This is a genomic window from Sphingomonas sanguinis NBRC 13937 (assembly GCF_001591005.1).
In the GTDB taxonomy this organism is placed as follows: domain Bacteria; phylum Pseudomonadota; class Alphaproteobacteria; order Sphingomonadales; family Sphingomonadaceae; genus Sphingomonas; species Sphingomonas sanguinis.
The window spans coordinates 1-20,826 of the sequence record NZ_BCTY01000053.1 but is presented as its reverse complement, the minus strand read 5'-3'; the positions used below and the strand labels follow the sequence as shown (position 1 = coordinate 20,826).

The 20,826-nt window shown below is 66.8% G+C and carries 18 protein-coding genes; 13 read left to right on the top strand and 5 right to left on the bottom strand.

The window, feature by feature from the left end:
- Positions 1–46 precede the first annotated feature (46 nt).
- The 4 genes from SSA01S_RS16235 to SSA01S_RS16225 form a co-directional block, all read right to left on the bottom strand.
- Positions 47–1,033: an alpha/beta hydrolase gene (locus SSA01S_RS16235; protein WP_061781202.1), complete on the bottom strand. Its 987-nt coding sequence runs from the start codon at positions 1,031–1,033 to the stop codon at positions 47–49.
- A 123-nt stretch (positions 1,034–1,156) separates the two neighbouring features.
- A complete protein-coding gene (locus tag SSA01S_RS19880; RefSeq protein ID WP_167348934.1) occupies positions 1,157–1,303 on the bottom strand; it encodes a hypothetical protein in 147 nt (48 codons plus the stop codon).
- Positions 1,303–2,355 carry a 1,9-bis(guanidino)-5-aza-nonane synthase gene (locus tag SSA01S_RS16230; RefSeq protein WP_058717240.1) on the bottom strand — a complete coding sequence of 351 codons (1,053 nt, stop codon included), beginning with the start codon at positions 2,353–2,355 and terminating at the stop codon, positions 1,303–1,305. Before SSA01S_RS16230 ends, SSA01S_RS19880 begins: the two co-directional genes overlap by 1 nt.
- 183 nt (positions 2,356–2,538) lie before the next feature.
- Positions 2,539–3,774 (bottom strand): type III PLP-dependent enzyme, encoded by a 1,236-nt coding sequence (locus SSA01S_RS16225; protein WP_082795148.1) that lies wholly within the window; start codon positions 3,772–3,774, stop codon positions 2,539–2,541.
- A gap of 195 nt (positions 3,775–3,969) precedes the next feature.
- On the opposite strand from SSA01S_RS16225, the gene SSA01S_RS16220 reads away from it, so the two are divergent.
- From SSA01S_RS16220 to SSA01S_RS16195, 8 genes are all read left to right on the top strand, one after another.
- Positions 3,970–4,878 (top strand): threonine ammonia-lyase, encoded by a 909-nt coding sequence (locus SSA01S_RS16220; protein WP_244885698.1) that lies wholly within the window; start codon positions 3,970–3,972, stop codon positions 4,876–4,878.
- Complete coding sequence (locus tag SSA01S_RS19875) at positions 4,878–5,042, top strand: hypothetical protein (protein ID WP_167348933.1); 165 nt, start codon at positions 4,878–4,880, stop codon at positions 5,040–5,042. The genes SSA01S_RS16220 and SSA01S_RS19875 overlap by 1 nt, the downstream gene beginning before the upstream one ends.
- Positions 5,043–5,156: 114 nt before the next feature.
- A complete protein-coding gene (locus SSA01S_RS19980) occupies positions 5,157–5,333 on the top strand; it encodes a hypothetical protein (RefSeq protein WP_156477885.1) in 177 nt (58 codons plus the stop codon).
- Between the two features lie 134 nt (positions 5,334–5,467).
- Entirely contained in the window at positions 5,468–6,799 is a 1,332-nt protein-coding gene (locus SSA01S_RS16215; RefSeq protein ID WP_167348932.1) for an ArnT family glycosyltransferase, read from the top strand.
- A complete protein-coding gene (locus SSA01S_RS16210; protein ID WP_061781199.1) occupies positions 6,789–8,126 on the top strand; it encodes an ABC1 kinase family protein in 1,338 nt (445 codons plus the stop codon). The genes SSA01S_RS16215 and SSA01S_RS16210 overlap by 11 nt, the downstream gene beginning before the upstream one ends.
- A 191-nt stretch (positions 8,127–8,317) precedes the next feature.
- Positions 8,318–8,533, top strand: coding sequence for a hypothetical protein (locus SSA01S_RS16205; RefSeq protein WP_061781198.1), 216 nt, complete (start codon positions 8,318–8,320; stop codon positions 8,531–8,533).
- Entirely contained in the window at positions 8,502–9,215 is a 714-nt protein-coding gene (locus SSA01S_RS16200; RefSeq protein ID WP_156477883.1) for an SOS response-associated peptidase family protein, read from the top strand. Before SSA01S_RS16205 ends, SSA01S_RS16200 begins: the two co-directional genes overlap by 32 nt.
- A 13-nt stretch (positions 9,216–9,228) precedes the next feature.
- The gene (locus SSA01S_RS16195) at positions 9,229–10,470 is read left to right on the top strand and encodes an MFS transporter (RefSeq protein ID WP_156477881.1); all 1,242 of its coding nucleotides are present in this window, start codon (positions 9,229–9,231) and stop codon (positions 10,468–10,470) included.
- A 77-nt stretch (positions 10,471–10,547) separates the two neighbouring features.
- Here the strand turns inward: SSA01S_RS16195 and SSA01S_RS16190 are convergent, their stop codons facing one another.
- A complete protein-coding gene (locus tag SSA01S_RS16190; protein ID WP_061781195.1) occupies positions 10,548–11,534 on the bottom strand; it encodes a helix-turn-helix domain-containing protein in 987 nt (328 codons plus the stop codon).
- Positions 11,535–11,957: 423 nt separating this feature from the next.
- Here SSA01S_RS16190 and SSA01S_RS16185 point away from each other — a divergent pair, with 423 nt between their 5' ends.
- From SSA01S_RS16185 to SSA01S_RS16165, 5 genes are all read left to right on the top strand, one after another.
- Positions 11,958–14,321: a TonB-dependent receptor gene (locus SSA01S_RS16185; RefSeq protein ID WP_061781194.1), complete on the top strand. Its 2,364-nt coding sequence runs from the start codon at positions 11,958–11,960 to the stop codon at positions 14,319–14,321.
- A complete protein-coding gene (locus tag SSA01S_RS16180) occupies positions 14,321–15,172 on the top strand; it encodes a tyrosine-protein phosphatase (RefSeq protein ID WP_061781193.1) in 852 nt (283 codons plus the stop codon). Before SSA01S_RS16185 ends, SSA01S_RS16180 begins: the two co-directional genes overlap by 1 nt.
- 179 nt (positions 15,173–15,351) lie before the next feature.
- The gene (locus SSA01S_RS16175) at positions 15,352–18,147 is read left to right on the top strand and encodes a TonB-dependent receptor (protein ID WP_217996066.1); all 2,796 of its coding nucleotides are present in this window, start codon (positions 15,352–15,354) and stop codon (positions 18,145–18,147) included.
- Entirely contained in the window at positions 18,144–19,166 is a 1,023-nt protein-coding gene (locus tag SSA01S_RS16170; protein WP_082795146.1) for a phytase, read from the top strand. The genes SSA01S_RS16175 and SSA01S_RS16170 overlap by 4 nt, the downstream gene beginning before the upstream one ends.
- Positions 19,167–19,445: 279 nt before the next feature.
- Positions 19,446–20,612, top strand: coding sequence for a nucleotide sugar dehydrogenase (locus tag SSA01S_RS16165; protein WP_061781192.1), 1,167 nt, complete (start codon positions 19,446–19,448; stop codon positions 20,610–20,612).
- Positions 20,613–20,826 lie beyond the last annotated feature (214 nt).

Below are 20,826 nucleotides of genomic sequence, written 5' to 3'. Positions count from 1 at the left end.
TCCACCAGCTTCGTTGGTCCCCCTCCCCTTGCAGGGGAGGAAGAGATTACCCCTTCAACGTCTGGGCGATCCACCGATCGAACAGGTCCGGCCACAGCCGCTCGGGCGAGCCTTCCGGGGCGCTCATCGCGCCGAAGCCATGGCCGCCGCGCTCGAAGAAATGCGCCTCGACCGGCACCTTGGCGGCGCGCGCCTGGGTCAGCACATCGATCGACTGGTCGAGCGGGACCAGCCCGTCATCGACCGCATGGACCAGGAAGAGCGGCGGCGTGCTCGCATTGATCCGGCGGGGATTGTCGTAGCGCGCCTTGACCGCCGGATCGGGATTGGGGCCCAGCAGATTGTCGCGTGACCCGGGATGCGTGCTCGGCGTCGACAGGCTGGCGACCGGATAGACCAGGCCGGAGAAGCGCGGGCGGGCCGATTGCCGGTCGGCGGCGTCGACCGGGGTATAGACCTTGTCGTCATACCCAACGGTCAGCGACGCGGCGAGATGCCCACCGGCCGAGAAGCCGACAATGCCCAGCTTGGCCGGGTCGATACCATAGCGCGCCGCATTGGCGCGGATCAGCCGCATCGCCCGCTGCGCATCCTGCAGCGGTACATCGGCCTGATGATCCCAGCCTTCCGATGGCAGGCGATAAGAGAGGGCAAAGACGGTGATGCCGTGCGGGTTCAGCGTCTTGGCGACGTCGATCCCTTCATTCTGGATGGACACGAAACCATAGCCGCCACCCGGGATGGTCAGCACGGCGCGGCCATCGGGGCGTTCGGGGCGGAAGACCGCGACGATCGGAGTGGCGGTGCCGCGCAGCCACAATTCCTGACGTCCGGCCGGGCCGTTCATCGACGGATTGGGCGTGGGCAGCGTCGCGCGCGCACCCGGCGGGCGACCGGGCCAGAGCGGGAAATGCTCGGCGGGGGGCCAGGGGGTCATCGCGGGTGCGGCGGGAGCGGTCTGGGCTGCTACGCGGGTCGCCAGCGGCACGGTGGCCATGGCCCCGATCAAAGAGCGTCGGTCGATCACTGGCATCCCCTCATCCTCGGCGCCTGATAGCGCTACACAGGTGTTAGGGTGCCGGGCCCGCGCGCGCCGATCAAGTGAAAAGGCCGTACAAGAAAAGGGGCGGAAAGCTCTCGCCTCCGCCCCCTTGTCTCAATGACCGTATTTCTTGATCCCACGCCGACGCAGCTTTTCACGCTTGCGCCGACGGCTATACGGGATCGCGAACGCCAACCCGGTAACCAGAACGATGCCGATGATCACATAGGCAAGCTGATCGCGTTCAAGAAATTCCAGCATTAGTCGAAAATCGCTCCCCAACGACGCTTCACGCGCTCACGCCAGTGGCCGCGATGATAGGCGTCCGAGGCGAGGAGCGGCATGACCGAACCCGCTTCCGCGAACACCATCTGCTCGAGCGCGGTATCGACCTTGCCCCAGCTCGCCGCTTCCTTGAGCGTCGAGGACGAGCAGGCACCGTCACGAACATCGGCCACCGTGATCTGCACCGCGTACTTGTGCATTTCCACGTCGTCATGGCCCAGGATCTCGGCACAGACAACCGTGTCCTGGATGAAATTCTTCGGCACGCCGCCGCCGATCATCAGAAGACCGGTGGTGCCCGCCTTGATCTTGATGTCGGTCAGTTCGCGGAAGTCCGCAATGGCGTCGAGCACCATGTAAGGCTTGCCTTCCTTGGCGCGCTCGACCTGATGCTTCACCAGACCGAAGCCTGCCGACGAATCCACGAACGCCGGGCAGAAAATCGGCACGTCATGTTCATAGGCGAGCTTGACGAGGCTGTTTTCCTTTTTGCCGTGCTCGACCAAATACTTGCCCATCTCGCGGATGAAGGCGCGGCTCGAATAGGGCTTGGGCTCCAGCGAGTCCGCGATCTTGCCGATCGTGTGATCGCAGTCCTGCAGCTGCTCTTCGTCGATATAGGTGTCGTAGATGCGGTCGATGTACAGCGAACGCAGCGTGTTATCGTCGGGGATTTCCAGCGCCTGATAATGCTTGTGACCCAGGCCCTCGAAGAAATCCATGTCGACGATCGACGCACCGGTGGCGACGATGCCGTCGATCATGTTCGAGCGCAGCAGCTCGGCATACAGGTCCATGCAGCCGCCCGCCGAGGTCGAACCGGCGATCACCAGGAAGATCGAGCAGTCCTTGTCGGCCAGCATCTGGTTGTAGATGCCGGTCGCGCGCGCCAGGTCGCGGCTGGTGAAGCTCATCTTGCCCATCGAATCGATGATCGGGCGGGCGTCGAACGAGGTAATGTCGATATGCTCGACCACGCTCGAGAGGAGCTCGGCCTTACGGGTGTCGTTGATCTGCGTGTCGGTCATGATGGTTCCATCATCATCGAGAAGCCGTCGTCGTTATTGGGGACGCGGTAACCCGGCTGGCCCGGTCCTGCGCGGTGGCAGGGCGGGTATGGGAAGGGGCCTTATCGCGGTCGAAACCGCAACGCCACCCCATTCCCCTCCCGCCGAAGCGGGAGGGTTATAGAGATTGCTAGTCGGGCTGGGTTACAGCTTGACGACGTTGGCGGGACGGGCCTGCTCGACCTCGTCGCGGTACACCGAGAACATCGGCTCGTCGTCGGTCACGACGAACTCGTAGCAGGTGAAGCCGTTGAACTGGGTGCGCATGGCCTGGCCGTACGCGCCCAGCATCCCGATCTCGAAATAATCGCCGGTGTTCGTATCCGCGGGCAGCGGGAACGGACCCTGCATGAAGTCCAGGTCGTCGCAGGTCGGGCCCCAGAAGCTGAAGTCCATGTCACGCGCGTCCGAAGCCGGCTCGCGCAGCAGCTGGACCGGATACTTCCACCCGATATGCGCCGCATCGAACAGCGCGCCGTACGCGCCGTCATTGATGTACAGCTCGTTGCCGCGACGACGCTCGACGCGCACCACGACGGAAGAATATTCCGCACACAGTGCCCGGCCCGGCTCGGCCCAGAGTTCGGCCGAATAGGACACCGGCAGGCTCTCGAACGCGCGGTGGATCGTCTCGAAGAAACGCTCCAGCGGCGGCGGGGTCATGCCCGGATAGGCCGAGGGGAAGCCGCCGCCGACATCGATCACGTCGACGGTTACCGCCGCGCCGACGATCACCGCCCGCACGCGCTCCATCGCCGCCGAATAGGCGTCGGGGGTCATGGTCTGGCTGCCCACATGGAAGCAGATGCCCAGCGCATCGGCGACCTGGCGGGTCGCGATCAGCAGGTCCTTCGACTCTTCCACGCTGACGCCGAACTTCGACCCCAGGCTCAGCTTGGCATATTCCGACGACACGCGGATGCGGACGCACAGGGTCAGGTCGGTCGCGCCGTTCGTGGCGCGGACGATCTTCTCCAGCTCTTCCATGCTGTCGAGCGAATAGGTACGGACGCCGTGCGTGAAATAGGCCTCGGCAATCGCCTCTTCCGACTTCACCGGATGCATGAAGCAGCAGACGGCCTGCGGGGCGACCGACTTCACCAGACGAACTTCCGCGATCGAGGCGGTGTCGAAATGGGTGATGCCATTGTCCCACAGGATCTGGATCAGATCCGCAGACGGATTCGCCTTCACCGCATACATCGGCCGGCCCGGAAACTTCTCGACGAAGAATCGGGCGGCGCGCGCAGCGGCGTGCGGGCGAAGCAGCGTGACCGGATCAGCCGGACGACGCTTGGCGATGTCGATGCCGCGCTCCAGATTGGAGGGGACGGCGGTCGAGTGGGCAGCTAGCCCCAGCGCGCGATGATTCTGGTGCAACTCAAGGGACCTCCAATTGCCTGACGGCATACGGTGACAAAAAGCTGCCTTGCGGTTGGAAGTCCCATGGGGCAGCGGAGGCGCGAAATAGGGTCCGCTTTTTGGAATGTAAAGCGGTAGAGAGGGCGTCGGAGATAAAAAGTGACAATCTTAAGACAACCGACAAAAGCAGGGGTCCGCGACGCCGCCGAAAAGATCGCCAGAATCCTGCCGCCGTCGCCGATATTTCCGTTGAATATCAACGGAAAAACTGTGGTTTTCAAAGCCGAGAATTTGCAGCCGATCGGCGCATTCAAATTGCGCGGCGCGTGGCACCGATTAACCGCGTTGGACGCGGATTCGCGGGCGCGGGGCGTGGTCGCTTTCTCATCGGGCAACCATGCGCAGGGAATCGCCTGGGCGGCGCGGCGGCTGGGAATCGCGGCGACCATCGTTATGCCCGCCGACGCGCCCGTATCGAAGCGCGAAGGCACGCTCGCGCTGGGCGCAGAGATCGTCGATTATGATCGCGCAACCGAAAGCCGCGAGAAGATCGCGCGCCGACTCGCCGAGGCGCGTGGGGCGACGCTCGTGCCCAGCTTCGACGATCCCTGGGTGATCGAGGGCCAGGGCTCGGCGGGGATCGAGGCGGCGGCCCAGATGGCGGCGCTGGGCATGGCGGCGCCGGGGCATGTCGTGACGCCCTGTGGCGGCGGTGGGCTGGCGGCGGGGCTGACCCTGGCGCTGCCCGAGGCGAAGGTCACCGTGGTCGAGCCCGAGGGGTGGGACGATATGCGCCGCTCGCTGGAGGCGGGGTGGATCGAGCCGGTGGGCGACAGCCCGCCGCCGACCGCCTGTGATTCGCTACAGACGCCGCGCGTCTCGCCGCTGACCTTCGAGGTGCTGGCCCGGCGCGGCGCGGAGGGTGTCGCGGTCACCGAGGCCGAGGTCGCGGCCGCGCAGCGTTTCGCCGCCGACAAATTGCGCCTGGTGGTCGAGCCGGGCGGCGCGGTCGCGCTCGCCGCGCTGCTGGCGGGCAAGGTCGCGGCGGAGGAGGGGATGCTGATTCTGCTGTCCGGCGGCAATGTCGACCGTGCCGCCTATGCGCGTGTGCTGGCGGGCTGATGGAGGGGATTGCGAACGCTGCGCCGGGGATCGCGATGCTGGCGGCCTTTGCCTGTGTCGCGGGCGGGATTTTGACCATCCGGCGCGGAGATCGGCGGAAGGGCGTGTTGATGCTGGTGATGGCGGTGGTGCTGGTCGGTAATGTGCTGATCTGGACGCTGTAGCGATTTCGGTGCTGTCGTGCGACGAACTTTGGAGGCTAGGCCGCCCAAACACGGTAGCTGGAACACCATCTCCTTTGGTTCCGGCGATGGAGCGAAGCCGGGGTCTGGGAGATCGTGGCGGTGACGCTGGCCGAGATCATGACGGATGCCGGCCACTACAGCATCAACAGCATCACCGTCCGCGCCCACGTCTCGGCAGCGCGCGGGAGAGGGGGGCTTATCGACGCGCTCTTGGCCGTTTCCCAAATGCTATCCAATCCGAACGATAGCGCGGCTCCGTGCGGAGATTGAACATATGTCCGCAATGACCCACCGCAGGCCGGGAAAGGCCCTGGCGACCCACCGCCCCCTTGCCGCGCCGCTCCCCGCTCCTCTAGCGTAGCCGTTCCGGCGCTCGGGGGATGCGTCGCCATGGGGAAGCCATCATGTCGTCTGGTACGCAGACCGTCAGCCCATCGCCGTCCGGTCCTTGGGCGTATTTTGCCAGAGCCCGCAGTGTCATACCGGCGATCCTGCTGCTGGCGCTCGCGCTTCGTCTCGGGTTGATCCTGGGTTTTCCGATCAGCCCGCGAACGGATTCGCTCTGGTATCTCGAGCGGGGGCGGGAGATTGCGGCGGGGATGGGGTATCAGGAGGGGGGCTTTCCGACCGCCTTCTGGCCGGTCGGCTATCCTGCGCTGATCGGTGTGGCGACTTGGCTTTTTGGGCCCACCCTGTTCGGGCCGCTGTTGTTCAACCTGATCGCGCAGGCCGCCACCATCCTGCTGATCCTGTGGCTGGCGCGCCGCTTGGGGGCCGGAGAGGGGGCGGCGCGGCTGGCGGGGCTGCTCTATGCACTCTACCCCGCGCATATCGCCTATACGGGCGACACCGCGGCCGAGACGACCGCGACGGCTGTCACGCTGGCAGGCATCGCGCTGATCCTGAAGGGACGGGGCGGCAAGGGCCTCATCTGGGCGCTCGTTGGCGCGCTGGTGCTGGGCGCGGCGATGCTGATGCGGCCGCAGACGATGCTCCTGCCGCCTTTTCTGGTCGGCGCCTTGTGGGTGTCGCGGGGCGTGGACTGGCGGCGGGCGTTGCTGCTGATGCTGTTGATTGCGGCGGGGATGGCGGTTGTCGTCGCGCCGTGGACGATGCGCAACCGCGCGGTGCTGGGTGCGCCCGTGCTGGTGTCTACCAATGGCGGCGTCGCGCTGCAGGCCGGGGCCAACGACCTGGCCGATGGCGGCTATTTCCAAGTCGAGAAATCCCCCCTCTGGGCGCAGGTCGGCATTCCCTTTGCCGACCGGGTGCAGCGGCAGGTCGAGATCGACCGCCGGTTGAAGGTGATGGCGACCGACTGGATCGCCGCGCATCCCGTGCGCTGGGGGCTGCTGGGAGTGCGCAAGGTCGCGCTGCTCTGGCTGAAGGACGGCGACGGCTGTTGGTCGCTCGACGCCAGCCATCCCGAGCGCGCGGGGCTGTGGAAGATCGCGCAAGGGGTGAACCAGCTATTCTACATGGCCCTGCTGGTGCTGGCGGCCATCGGCATCGGGCGGGCGGCGCGCGCGGCGTGGGCGGGGCGTCAGGGTGCCGCCATGCTGGTCGCGGGCGTCATGCCGCTATTCTGCACCGCGCTGGCTTTCGGCTTTACCGGGCAGACGCGGTATCACTATCCGGCCATGCCCTTCGTCGTGATCCTGGCCGCCTGGGTGATCGCGCGCCGGTTGGGGGAACCAAGCCGCGCGCCCGCCGCTATGTCGGGGCATGACGGATGATCCCACCCAGCATGGTGCGGTCCCCAGCGGCCGCTTCGCCCGCGCGGGCGCGTTCGGCCGCCTGGCGGGCGGTGTCGCCGGCGGGATGCTGGCCGAGGGCGCGCGGCGGCTGGCCCAGGGCGAGCGGCCCCGGCTCGGCGACCTGATCCTGACCCCCGGCAACGCCGCGCGCGTCGCCGACCGGTTGTCGCATTTGCGCGGCGCGGCGATGAAGCTGGGTCAGATGATCTCGATGGACGCGGGCGACCTGTTGCCGCCGGAGCTTCAGACCATCCTCGCGCGGCTTCGCGACCAAGCGTACCGGATGCCGCCTGCGCAGCTCGACAAGGTGCTGAAGGCCGAGTGGGGAGCCGACTGGCGACGCAAGTTCCGTCATTTCGAGGCCGCGCCGATGGCCGCCGCCTCAATCGGGCAGGTCCACCGCGCGACGCTGCCCGACGGTCGGGTGCTGGCGATCAAGGTGCAATATCCGGGGGTGCGCGACAGCATCGGGTCGGACGTCGACAATGTGGCCACGCTGCTGCGGGTGTCGAACCTGTTGCCCCCCTCGATCGACCTGAAGCCGCTGCTGGAGGAAGCCAAGCGTCAGCTGGCCGAGGAAGCCGATTATATCCGCGAGGCCGACCGGATGCGGGTGTACGGCGCGCATCTGGCGGGCGATCCGCGCTATATCGTGCCATCGCCGGTGCCCGAGCTGACGACGCCGCTGGTGCTGGCGATGGACTTCGTGCCCGGCCAGTCGATCGAGACGCTGACCGAGGCACCGCAGGAGACGCGCGACACCGCGATGACTGCGCTGATCCAGCTGGTCTTACGCGAGCTGTTCGACTTCGGCATGATGCAGACCGATCCGAACTTCGCCAATTATCGCTGGCAGGCGGAGACGGGGCGGCTCGTCCTGCTCGACTTCGGGGCGGCGCGCGACGTGCCGGTCGAGACCGCCGCCTCCTATCGCCGGTTGATCGAGGCGGGTCTGGCGCATGACCGCGACCGGATTCGCGAGATCGCGGTGGAGACGGGCTTTCTGGGCGAAAAGGCGGTCGCCGCGCACCGTCCGGCGGTCGATCGGATCATCGCCGCGATCGACGACACGATGGCAAGGCCAGGCCCATTCGACTTCGGCGACCGCGCCTTCGTGCCGGTGGTGCGCGAGGAGACCAGGCCGATGATCGCCGACCGTGACACCTGGCACGTGCCGCATGTCGAGACGCTGTTCGTCCAGCGCAAGATCAGCGGGACTGCGCTGCTCTGCGCACGGCTGAAGGCGCGGGTCGATGTCCGCGGGTTGGCGGCCCAGGCGATCGGGAGCGCCATTGCTTCCGTATAGAAAGGGGAGCGCGCGCGCCCCGGCGAGGCGCGATCGAAAGGTTCCGGCGCCGACCGTCTCAACGGTGAGACACGGGGGCGTGGCCCATGGGCACTGCCAACCGATTGACCTAAAGGATTAAAGCCGAAGCGGACGGACTGTCTCAACGCCAGTCGTCCGCCGTCCTTCCTTCATGTTGTCAAAGGCCGATCGTGTTCGCCCTGCCCGTTGCCATTCCCTTTCGGCGCCATCGCAACTGGCAGGCCGTGTTCCTGCTGTTCGGCTTCGTCCAGTTGCAGAGCGACCATCGCCGCCACATGCTGATCTGTCGGCGGGTGCAGCGCCGTTACTCGTCGACGCGCCGCCAATGGATCTGGACCGTACCGAGCCGTCCCCATGTCGATCTATCCGCTGCATCCCAGCCCTAAGCCGCACGGGCGCGACCGCGCGATGCTGGACCGGACGGCCGAGGCGCTGGGCCGGACGTTCGGGCTGGACGGGGCCGCGCAAGGATCGTGGGGCAACTGGTCGCATCTGGGCGAGCTTTGGCCCGGCCAGCCCGCCTTCGTGTTGCGCCGGACGCCGGCAAGCGGCGGTTTGAGCCTGGATACCCAGCGCTGGGACATCAGCGGGGGCGCCGGATGCTGGCCGACGACCTGGATTCTCAGTATGTCGCTGCCCTGGTGGCGACGTCTGGCGACGCGTCCGGCGCAGCGCTGCCTGATCCCGGTCACCGCCTGCGCCGCGCCGCTGCCGCCCCGTGACGGGCGCGACGGACGGTCCGGCTGGTTCACCATGATCGAAGAATCCGTCTTCACCATTGCGGGCCTGTGGCGTGATACCGGCGATGCGCGCTGTTTCGCGATGCTGGCTTGTCCGACCGATGGCCCCTTTCCCGTCATGCCGGTGGTGATCGCGACCGGGGATCGCGCGACCTGGCTGGATGCGGACTGGGACGTCGCGGCCCCGTTGATGACTGCGGTAGGCCCGGAGCGGATTCGCATCGGCCTTTCCGAAGACGATGCGCCGTTCTATGCCGAAGAGGATGTGAACCGGTATTCGGATCGGCCCCCGGCGGGCATGGCGACGCGGTCGGTCACCGGATACTGACGAAGGAGTCCGCTTGCCCCCTCTTTCCCGGCATCAGGGCTATCGCGTCGCGTGGTTGATGGCGCTGGCCCATATGCTGGCGGTCGGCGACCGCTTTCTGCTGTCGATCCTGATCGAGCCGATCAAGGCCGATCTGGGCCTGGGCGATGCGGTGATCGGTGCGTTGCAGGGGCCCGCCTTTGCCATCGTCAACGGCGTCGCCATCATCCCGATGATCCTACTGGCGCGCCGCTGGCCGCTGGCGCGGCTGCTCGCCGTCGCGCTGGCGGGGTCGAGCGTTGCGACCATCGCCTGCGGCCTGGCGACATCGGGTGGGACGCTGGCGGGGGCGCGCATGATGCTGGGCCTGGCCCAGGCCGCGATCGGCCCCGCCGCGATGGGCCTGATCGTCGCCGCCATGGCGCCAGCGCATCGGGGGCGGGGGATCAGCCTGTTCACCGGGGGAGCGTCGCTGGGCCGGGGCTTGGCCATGATCGGAGGCGGCGCGCTGCTGGCGCTGTTCGCACTGGTCGGCGGGGCGGTCGCGCCGTGGCGGGCGGTGTTCGTCGCAGGCGGCGCGATCGGCCTACCGCTGGCACTAGTGCTGTCGCGAATGGCATCGCCTGACGCGCGACCGCAGGGCGGGGGGCAGCCTATGGGCGAAGCGCTGCGCCGGATGATCGCCGATGCGCGCGTCTTGCTGCCCCACATCCTGGCGGCGTTGTGCGCGGTGCTGGTGATCCAGTCGCTGACCAGCTGGTCGGCCAGCCTTCTGATCCGTCTTCATGGCCTGACGCCGCCCCGCGCGGGTCTGTATGTCGGGCTGGCGATGATGCTGGCTGGGGCGTTCGGGCATGTCCTGGGCGGGATGCTCGCCGATCGTTGGGGCAGGGGGGCGCCTGGACTGATGCTGCTGGGACTGGCGGTGGCGACCTTGGCACTGTGGCCGCTGACGCGTGCGAGCGGTCTGGGGCTGGCGCTCGCCGCGCTAGTGGTGGCGGTCGTCGGGCTGTCGATCACGCTGGCGAACGGCCTGATCGGGTTACAGCAGAGGGTGCCGCCCGATCTGCGGGTGGAGGCTACGGCGATCTTCCTGACCCTCGTCACGCTGCTCGGCACCGCGCTCGGCCCCTGGGCGGTCGGCGCGGCCGCCCAGGCGATCGCAGGCCCGACCGGCCTGGCCGACGCGATCGGCCGGGTGCTGGGCATGACCGGGCTGGTAGGGTGCGGGGCGGGGCTGGTGGCGATGCGGGCCAACAGAGGCGATAGCCCCTAGGAAGGCAAGGTGGCAGGTCGCCGGGCCTGACGAAACATCCTTTGCGAAACTCCCGCTTCCACCGGCTTTGCAGGTCCCTAATCCAGTTCGTGCATCCAGCCGTTCCAGCGGCGAGTGCCCGTCTCCACCGCATCGCCTTGGTTCCGGCGGAAGCGCGCGCGGTATTCGGTCGGGTCGGTCCCCTGGTCGGCGCGAAAGGCGCGGACCAGTCCCGCCGCGTCGCCCAGCCCATAATCGTGCGCCAGCTCGTCCAGCCCACGCTCCTCAGCGCCCTCCAGCGCGCGGCGGACCGCATCGACGCGGCGTCGGCGGACATGGCGCGCGATCCCGCCGCTCCGTTGATACAGGCGATAGAGCGTCGCGCGCGACACCCCGACCCGTTCCGCCACGACCGCGCCGGTCAGGTTCGGATTGGCCAACTCTCGATCGATCAACTGCTCGACGGCCTCGCGGCGCAGATGGTCCTGGCGCCGCGCCTCGACCGCGACGTCGCGCGGGCCGCCCAGCGCGGTCGGCAGCAGTTCGATCAGTGCGCGGGCAAAGGCGCCGTCATGCCGGTCGTCCAGCGCGGGGGCATGGCGGACCAGCGATTGCAGGAAGTCGCTGAGCATCGCGGTGTCGGGGGCCTGCACGACCAGCCCGTGCAGCGCGCCCAAACTGCCCAGCGCAGCCAGCGCCAACTCGCGCGCGATGCTGGCGGTGATGACGTGCAGGTCGCGCGCCTCGGTCCGGTGGCCGCGCCGTGTGTCGAGAAAGACGATGTCGCCGGGCCCCGCCCGCTTGAACCCGCTGCGGGGCCCGCCGATCAGCGTGCCCGACAGGACATGGTGCAGCACGATATGGTCGAAGCCATCCGCCTGCACCCTCTCTTCCCGGACATGAGCCATGCCCGACAGGTGCCGGTCGAACAGCAGCATGTGGCGAAACCGCCAGCCGGTGACGCGTGCGTGGAATGGGCCGCTCAGCCGGATGACATCGGCGCCGTTTGCATAAAGCTGGCGATACCGGTCGAAGGCGAGGTCCTCGTCCATCCCCTCGCTGGAAAAACCGATGGCTTCCTTCAATCCCCGTTCTCCTGACCGGTCGGTCATAATCGCTCGCGGGACGGCGCGCCATGGTCGCTATACGAGGCAAACCGGCTGCGTGAGCGCAGCTGGACAAGAGCGGGCGACTTATCTGGTTCCGTCACCGCCGCTGTCCGATTTTGGCGAGTCCCGAGCAGTTGGTCGAGGAGAGGCAGGCCGCGCTGGTCCTGCGCGATCGAGATGACATGGCCGAGGGGCTATTTTTCTGATCGTGGTCAAGCGGCACGACCTGTTCTTCCATATAAGGCGGAAAGTTGATCGCTGCACTTTGACGTGCGGAAGAGGCAGCTTTCATGACGCCATTGTCATCATAAAAACCGCATTCTTCCCCCATAACGTCATCAAGTCGCAACGATCCGACACCAAGGGACGGCCGCACAGTCCTTTGGGGGAATCCATATCATGATCTCGTTCGACCCGCGTTTCGCGGGGCGCTGTCTTGCGTCCAGCGCACTGGCCCTTCTGCTCGCCACGCCTGCGCTGGCGGCCGACCCGGTGGTCGACCCGACCAGGACGACCGCGCCCGACGACCAGAAAACCAATGCCGACGGCGCGCTGAACGACATCATTGTCACCGCCGAAAAGCGGCCCCAGAGCCTGCAGAAGACGCCGATCGCGATCTCGGTCCTGTCGTCCGAGGATCTGGCGAACCGGCACGTCCAGTCGCTGGTCGACCTGCAGGACGGCGCGATCCCGTCCTTACGTGTCGCGCCCTTCTATTCGCGCAACTCCGCGCTCATCATGAATATCCGCGGCATCGGCGTGCTGGCCGACAGCAACCAGCCCGCGCGCGACCAGGGCGTCGGCGTCTATATCGACGGCGTATATCTGGGGCGCGCCCAGGGGCTGGGCACCGCGCTCTACGATATCGAGAGCATCGAGGTGCTCAAAGGTCCGCAGGGCACGCTGTTCGGCCGCAATACCGAGGGCGGCGCGGTCAGCATCGTGACCAAGAAGCCCACCGGCGAATTCGGCCTGTCGGCGACCGCAGGCATCGGCAATTTCGGCGCGCATAAGGTCGAGGCGCATCTGAACCTGCCCGAATGGCACAATTTCGCCGTTAAGCTGGACGGTATCGTCACCAAGCGGAACGGGCTGGTCGACAATCCGCTGCCCGGCCAGGCGGATTTCAACGGCTTCGACCGGCACGGCGCGCATGTCGAGGTGCTGTGGAAGCCGCAAGACGGGGTGAGCGCGGACTATGCGTTTGACACCTCCTACGACGCCTCTACCCCGCTCTATCTCCAGGCGATCACGGCCGGAACGCTGACCCGTGCGCCCGCCCTGCCGCTCCAGCCCAACCGGGTGCGCCGCGCCAGCATCGGGGTGCCGCAGCAGGAGAGCATCGGCAAGACGCACGGCCACCGTCTGACCCTGGGCCTCGACCTCGCGCCCGGGCTGCAGCTGAAGTCGATCACCGCGTACCGCGAACTGGACCAGAGCCAGTATGACAATGGCGGCCAGAACAGCACCACCTATAAGCCGAACGGCAGCTTCAGCCGCTACAGCCTGGCGGGCTTTACCCAGAACCAGTTCAGCCAGGAAATCCAGCTGATCGGCGACGCGCCGCGCCTGAAATATGTCGCGGGCGCCATGGCGTACCGCGAGCATACCGAGGACAATGCCCAGGCGTTCAACACCAATATCTGGAACGCGGACGGCACTGCCTCCACCATCGCGACCTATAATATCGCCACCGTTCCGTTCGACCGCGCCAGCCGGATCACCACGCGCAGCATCGGCGCGTTCGGCCAGGCGACCTGGACCCCGGCAATCCTCGACGATCGCCTGCACGTTACCGGCGGCGCGCGCTACACCCGCGACATGAAGAAGGGCCAGCTGTTCATCGTCAACGGCAAGACGCCCAATGTCGACGGCGTGGTGGGCCCGCGCACGCTGGATGCCAGCTGGTCGCGCGTCGACCCGCTGGTGACGCTGGCCTATGACGTGACGGGCGACGTCCATGTCTATGGCAAATGGTCGGAGGGGTATAAGTCGGGCGGCGCCAACTCGCGCTCGCTGCGCTATGCCCCGTTCAACCCGGAAACGCTGTCGATGTTTGAGGTGGGCGCCAAGACCGAGTTTCTCGACCACCGTGCCCGCCTGAACCTGGCCGCCTATACCGGCGCGTATAAGGCGATCCAGATCGACTTCCAGGCGAATTACCTGCAGGTCGACGCGCAGGGCAATCTGCTCCAGACCAACCGCACCACCATCGAGACGACCAACGCACCCGGCACCGGCCGCGCCAAGGGGTTCGAGGCCGAGCTGACCTTCGCGCCCATGACCGGGCTGACGCTGGGGGCGAGCTATTCCTACAACGACGTCACCATCCCGGCGACGGTGAACCCCTTCCCGCAGGGGGCGAGCGGTGTGATCGTGACGACGCCGATCAAGATCTATCCGGTCTATACCCCGGCGCACGCCGCCAGCGGATCGATCGATTACGACCGGCCGATGGGCGAGTATAATCTGATCGCGCATCTCGACGCCAATTACGACAGCGGCTTCTACGCCAATTACAACGATCCCGCGCCAGGGGTCAGCCAGCCCAAGGGCGATCCGGGCTTCGTCGTCAACGGCCGGATCGGCGTCGCCGACATCGCGCTGAACGACACGGGCGCGCGTCTGACCCTGTCGGCCTGGGCGCGCAACCTCTTCAACGAGCAGCATATGTTCTACAAGGGGTTGAACACGCTGACCGGCGTGTCGGGCTTCTTCAACGAACCGCGCACCTATGGCCTCGAAGCCGGGGTGAAGTTCTGATGCGCGGCCTGATCGCTCTTGCCATGGTGCTGGCGGTGCCGGTGGGTGGGCCGATGGGGGCGGGGGCTTCGGCCTCTGCTCCGGTCGCGGGCGCGGCGCAGACCCGTGTCCTGCCGCTGCAGGGCGGGCGCAATTTCCGCGATCTGGGCGGCTACCGCACCGCCGATGGCCGGATGGTGAAATGGGGGCTGCTCTATCGCTCGGGCCAGATGCACGACCTGACCCCGGCGGATTACACGTATCTGCAAAAGCTGGGCATCCGCACCGTCTGCGACTTTCGCGACACGCGCGAACGCACAAACGAGCCGACGCTCTGGCCCGCCGGACAGAAGCCGAAGGTGCTGAGCGACGATTATGCGCTGGACATGAGCGCGATGCAGCTGCCCGGCGACCCCGCGACCTGGACCCATGAGCAGGTCGTGGACGCGATGACCGCCACCTATCCCAGGCTGCTCGACCAGTTCAACGGCCAGTACCGCCGCATGTTCGCCGAGCTGCTGGCGGGCGACGTGCCGCTCGCCTTTCACTGTACGGCGGGCAAGGACCGGACGGGCGTGGCCGCCGCGCTGCTGCTGACCGCGCTGGGCGTGCCGCGTGCGACGATCGTCGAGGATTATCTCCTCTCCAACCAGCACATGGCTCCACCGCCCGCGCACCCGACCGGTTTCTGGGCCAAGCTGTCGCCCGAGGCCGCCCGCACCTTCGCCGGTGTCGACCGCCGCTACATCGACGCGGTGTTCGCCGTGACCGACCGTCATCCCGGCGGGACCATGGGGTATCTCAAGGACGAACTGGGCCTGGATGCGGCCAAAATCGCGAAGCTGCGGGGGATGTACCTGACAAAGGGGTGAGCGCTTTCTTCCCTTTCCGGCGCGGCGAAGGGGACATCCGCCGTCTCACGGATGGATGACGTCGCCGTCATCCATCCGTCATTACTTCATCATGCTTGCGTAACAATGCGCCGCCACGGGGGCGGGAACGACCGGCGCCGGGGAGGGTGTCGGCACGACCAGCACCCAGGGGGAGCATCATGCACGCCATTCGTTCCGGCATCCGCGGTCTCGCGGGCGCCTCATTCATCGCCTTGGGCTTCGCCGCCACGGTCGCGCGGGCCGAGGCGCCGGACAGCGCCCCTGCGGGCGTCACCCTGTCGGGGCCGATCCTGTCGGGCCGCGTCTATGACGCGAACGGCACCGCGCTGCCCGGCGCGCGCATCGTAGTTGAGGGGACGGGCGCGCAGGCGACCACCAACCTCCAAGGCGAGTTCAGCCTAGTCGCCCCCGACGAGACCAGCGACGTCACCCTGCTGATCGACTATCTCGGCCGCCCGCCGGTCACGCGGGTCGTCACCGCGACCGAGCGCAATCGCCCGCTGTCGCTGACCCTGTCGACCGCTGAGGGGCCGCGCGGCGAAATCGTCGTCACCGGTGCCTCGCTGCTCGATAATACCGCGCGCGCGCTCAACCAGCAGCGGACGGCGGACAACACCATCACCGTCATCTCGTCGGACGCGATCGGTCGCTTCCCCGACCCCAATATCGCCGAAGCGCTGCAGCGCGCGCCGGGGGTCGGCATCGAGCGCGACCAGGGCGAGGGCCGCTATATCAACGTGCGCGGCGCGCCGTCCGAATGGTCGGCGGTCTCGGTCGACGGCATCCAGATCCCCTCGGTCGATCCGAACACCCGCGCGGTCGACCTGGATACCTTGCCCTCGGACATCGTCGCGAACCTGGAAGTGACCAAGTCGCTGCTCCCCTATCAGGATGCGGACTCGATCGCGGGCGCGGTCAACATCACCACCCGCTCGCCCTTCGACCGCAAGGGCTTTGCGCTGACCGGCATGGCGGGCACCAGCTACAACCAATATGGCAAGGGCCATGACTATCGCGGATCGGCCGCGGTCAGCGACACCTTCGGTCCCGACCGCCAGTTCGGCCTGCTGCTCTCGGGCAGCTATTCGATGACGCATCGCCGCCCCGACAATGTCGAAAATACGTGGTCGCAGACCCCGGCGGGCCTGCGTGTCACCGAGACGCTGTTCAAGGATTACGACACCAAGCGCCAGCGGATCGCGGGCACCGGTGCGTTCGAGTGGCGGCCGTCGGACATGACCCATGCCTGGGTGCGCGGAACCTATGCCCGGTTCGAGGATGACGAGTTTCGCGACCGGCTTGGCATCCTGTGGAGCGAGGGCACGCTGCTGGCCGGATCGACCGATCGCGCCGCCACGTATCGCAACACGCGCGTCGAAAAGCAGGTCCGCCACCGCAAACAGGTGAACGAGATCTGGTCGGCGACTGCGGGCATCGAACAGCGGCTGGGCGAGGGGACGATCCGGGCGGACGTGGCCTATAGCGAGACGTCGCAGACCTATCCGCGCCGTGACGAGCTGCTGTTCCGCTCGTCGCTGCGGCCGACGCTTTCCTACGACTTCGCCGATGTCGACCTGCCCAGCTATTCGCTGTTCACGTCGAAGGAGCATCTCCAGACCGGCACCTTCGCGTTCCGCGAGAATGCCTATCGGTCGAACACCACCAAGAATGATGAACTGACGCTGGCGGTCCGCACCGACCTGCCGGTGGGCGAGCTGGTGACCTTCTCGACCGGTGGCAAATATCGCGAGCGGCATATCAACGCCGATGAGGAGCGGTTCCGCGACCGCCGGACCTCGTCCGCGCCGAGCCAGACGCTGGCGGGGCTGCTCTCGGACGAGGATTCGCGCAACTTCGGTTATGACCTGGGCAAGCGCTTCGACACCGGGCTGGCGGACGCCTATTTCGACGCGACCAAGGCCGCCTCGGAACGCCGCCTGCCGCAGTCGCTGACCGCCGATTACACCGCCGAGGAGAAGATCCTGGGCCTGTTCGGCATGGCCAAATATGTGAAGGACGGCACGACCCTGGTCGCGGGTCTGCGCGTCGAGACGACCGATTTCGAAAGCACCGCGCCCAGCGTCTCGCGCACCGGTGCAGTCGTCACCGCCCGCGGGCATAACGGCTATGCCGATTTCTTCCCGAACCTGACGCTGCGCCAGGCCTTCACCCCCAATCTGATCCTGCGGGCTGCGCTGAGCCGCGCGATCAACCGTCCCAATTTCCCGCAGATCGCGCCGCGCGTGCTGGAGACGAGCGAGGGCAACACGGTGCGCGTAGAGTTCGGCAATCCCGACCTGCGGCCGACCCTGTCGAACAATGCCGATGCGGGACTGGAATATTATATCCGGCCGCTGGGCGTGATCTCGGTCAACGGTTTCTATAAGGACCTGTCCGACTATCGCTACACGCTGACCAGCACGGGCGTGTACAATGGTGTGGGCGGGGCGATCCTGAGCCGCCCGATCAACGCGCGCAAGGGCGAGCTCTACGGCGTCGAGCTGAACTGGCAGCAGCAGTTGAGCTTCCTACCCGGCTTCCTCAGCGGCTTCGGCGTCTTCGCCAACTATACCTATACCAAGGGGCATGCGACCTTCGACGGTAGCTTTGCCGGGCGCAGCCGTTTCGCGCTGCCGGGCCAGTCGACGCATATGTGGAATGCCAGCGTCTTCTATGAGCGCGGCCCCGTGAACCTGCGCGTCGCCTATACCAAACGCTCCGACTATCTGGACGAGATCAACGCCGACAATCCCGCGCTCGACCTGTATTGGGAGGGGCGTGGCCAGCTCGACGTCACGGGCAGCGTGCAGATGGCGAACGGCATCAACCTGTTCGCCGAGGGCAAGAACCTGACCAATACCCCGGGCGTGCGCTATTTCGGTGAGCGGTATCGGACCTATGAATATGAGAAGTTCGGCTACACGATCTTCGGCGGCCTGCGGGTGAAGCTGTGAGGGCCGCTTTCCTGACCCTGCTGCTCGCGGGGTGCGCCAGCATGCCCGCGAGCACGCCGCAAGCCGCCGCCCCGGTCATCGCCGCCACGGCCGAGACCGATCCGGTCGACAGCGTGGCGGATGCGGCGGACGATCCCGCCATCTGGCGCAACGCGGCCGACCCGGCCGCCAGCCTGGTCATCGGCACCGACAAGAAGGTCGGCATTCATGTCTATGACCTGAAGGGCAAACGCCTGTCCTTCACGCCCGCCGCGCGGCTGAACAATGTCGACCTGCGCACGCTGGCCGACGGACGGGTGATCGCTGCGGCCAGCGACCGGGCGGATGTGGCGAATGCGCATGTCGCGCTGTTCACCCTCGACACCGCTGCGCGCCGCCTGGTGCCGATGGGCCGCTATCCGGTGGGGGCGGGCGAGGCCTATGGCATGTGCCTGTGGACCCGCGCCAGCGACCAAGCACTGTTCGGCTTTGTCGTTTTGAAGGACGGGCGGATCGATCAGGTCCGTATTGACCTGTCGGGCGCGACCCCGCGCGTGGACACGGTACGCAGCATGAAGCTGGGCACCCAGGCGGAGGGCTGCGTGGCCGACGACCGCACCGGCCAGCTCTATGTCGCCGAGGAGGATGTCGGGCTGTGGCGCTTCGCGGCCGATCCCGCTGCACCGACCACCGCAACCCCGATTGCCCGCGTCGACGGCCGGACCCTGGTCGCCGATGCCGAAGGATTGGCGCTGGCGCCCAAGGGAGCGACGGGTGGCTATCTGGTGGTCTCCAGCCAGGGCGACAGCGCCTATACCGTCTATCGCCTGCCCGACATGGCCTATGCCGGGCGCTTCCGCATCGGGGGCGGCGCGATCGACGGGACCAGCGAAACCGACGGGATCGAGCTGGTGCTGGGCGATTTCGGGCCCGACTACCCCCAGGGCCTGTTCGTCGCGCAGGACGGCGACAACGCGCCGGACACGCAGAACTTCAAATATGTCAGCTGGGCCAAGGTGGCGGAGGCGCTGGGGCTGTAAGAATATGGCTATTCCTCCCCTGTAAGGGGAGGTGGCGCGCGTGGCGCGTCGGAGGGGTGTCACCCTCTCGATAGCGGGACACCCCTCCGTCAGGCCTGCGGCCTGCCATCTCCCCTTGCAGGGGAGGAATGGAGAGTCCGATATTGTGGCGAAACGGGACAGGTCCCCCCATCCTCGCACCCTGGCAATTGCCCTGACCGGGTCCTTCGGGCATGGCCGGCGACGAAGCATGGCGGGGGGGCCGGCGGGCCGGTCTCCCTCTTGGCTAAGGTGCATGGAATGAAGATCGCTGTTTTCGGCCTCGGCTATGTCGGAATGTCCAACGCGGTGTTGCTGGCCCAGCATAACCGGGTCGTCGCGGTCGACATCTCACCCGAGCGGGTGGCGATGGTCAATGCGCGCACCTCGCCGATCATCGATGCTGAGCTGCAGGACTTCCTGACCGGCCGCACACTGGACCTGACCGCGACCACCGATGCGGCGGACGCGCTGTCGGGCGCGGATTACGTGATCGTCGCCACGCCGACCAATTACGACATCGACACCAACAGCTTCAACACCTCCTCGGTCGAGGCGGTCATTGCGCTGGCGAAGACCCATGCGCCGGGCGCGACCGTGGTCGTCAAGTCGACCATCCCGGTCGGCTTTATCGACGATGTGCGCGCGCGCCTTGGCACCGAGCAAGTCGTCTTCAGCCCCGAATTCCTGCGCGAGGGCCGCGCGCTGCACGACAACCTCCACCCGTCGCGGATCATCGTCGGCGAACAGTCGGAGCGGGCGCGCATCTTTGCCGACCTGTTGGTCCAGGGCGCGGAAAAGCAGGACATTCCCGTCCTGTTCACCGGCACCCGCGAGGCCGAGGCGATCAAGCTGTTCGCCAACACCTATCTCGCGATGCGCGTCGCCTTCTTCAACGAACTCGACAGCTATGCGATCGCCGGCGACATGGACACGCGCCAGATCATCGAGGGCGTCGGCCTCGATCCGCGTATCGGCACGCATTACAACAATCCCAGCTTCGGCTATGGCGGCTATTGCCTGCCCAAGGACACCAAGCAGCTGCTGGCCAATTACACCAACGTGCCGCAGAACCTGATCCGGGCGATCGTCGACGCCAACCGCACGCGCAAGGATTTCCTGGCCGACCAGATCATCGCGCGGGCGCCCAGGCGCGTCGGCATCTTCCGCCTGACCATGAAGGCGGGCTCGGACAATTTCCGCCAGTCCTCGATCCAGGGGATCATGAAGCGGATCAAGGCCAAGGGGATCGAGGTCGTCGTCTTCGAGCCGACCCTGCAGGACGAGGCGTTCTTCGGATCGCGTGTGTACCGCGACCTGGGCCAGTTCAAGCAGGACAGCGACGTCATCATCGCCAACCGCAACGATCCCGAACTGGCCGATGTCGCGGACAAGCTGTTCACCCGCGACATCTTCGGTTCGGACTAAAGGGACACCGCCTTCCTCCCGTACAGGGGAGGAAGGACGATGCCCTTCCGATCAGCGGCAGATGCGGACCCGCTCCCAGCCGCGATATTCCGTCCAGCAGCGGCGATACGGCCGATAGTGCGGCCGATAGCCATAGCCCGCATCGCGCCAGCCATAACCGCCCTCATAGCCGCGATACCCGCCGTCATAGCCGCCCCAGCGCGGCGGGGGAGGG

Coding starts and splice junctions, on each gene's coding strand:
- SSA01S_RS16235 (WP_061781202.1), bottom strand. CDS start 1,033: ATGCCAGTGATCGACCGACGCTCTTTGATCGGGGCCATGGCCACCGTG.
- SSA01S_RS19880 (WP_167348934.1), bottom strand. CDS start 1,303: ATGCTGGAATTTCTTGAACGCGATCAGCTTGCCTATGTGATCATCGGC.
- SSA01S_RS16230 (WP_058717240.1), bottom strand. CDS start 2,355: ATGACCGACACGCAGATCAACGACACCCGTAAGGCCGAGCTCCTCTCG.
- SSA01S_RS19875 (WP_167348933.1), top strand. CDS start 4,878: ATGGAGGGGATTGCGAACGCTGCGCCGGGGATCGCGATGCTGGCGGCC.
- SSA01S_RS16215 (WP_167348932.1), top strand. CDS start 5,468: ATGTCGTCTGGTACGCAGACCGTCAGCCCATCGCCGTCCGGTCCTTGG.
- SSA01S_RS16210 (WP_061781199.1), top strand. CDS start 6,789: ATGACGGATGATCCCACCCAGCATGGTGCGGTCCCCAGCGGCCGCTTC.
- SSA01S_RS16200 (WP_156477883.1), top strand. CDS start 8,502: ATGTCGATCTATCCGCTGCATCCCAGCCCTAAGCCGCACGGGCGCGAC.
- SSA01S_RS16185 (WP_061781194.1), top strand. CDS start 11,958: ATGATCTCGTTCGACCCGCGTTTCGCGGGGCGCTGTCTTGCGTCCAGC.
- SSA01S_RS16180 (WP_061781193.1), top strand. CDS start 14,321: ATGCGCGGCCTGATCGCTCTTGCCATGGTGCTGGCGGTGCCGGTGGGT.
- SSA01S_RS16175 (WP_217996066.1), top strand. CDS start 15,352: ATGCACGCCATTCGTTCCGGCATCCGCGGTCTCGCGGGCGCCTCATTC.
- SSA01S_RS16165 (WP_061781192.1), top strand. CDS start 19,446: ATGAAGATCGCTGTTTTCGGCCTCGGCTATGTCGGAATGTCCAACGCG.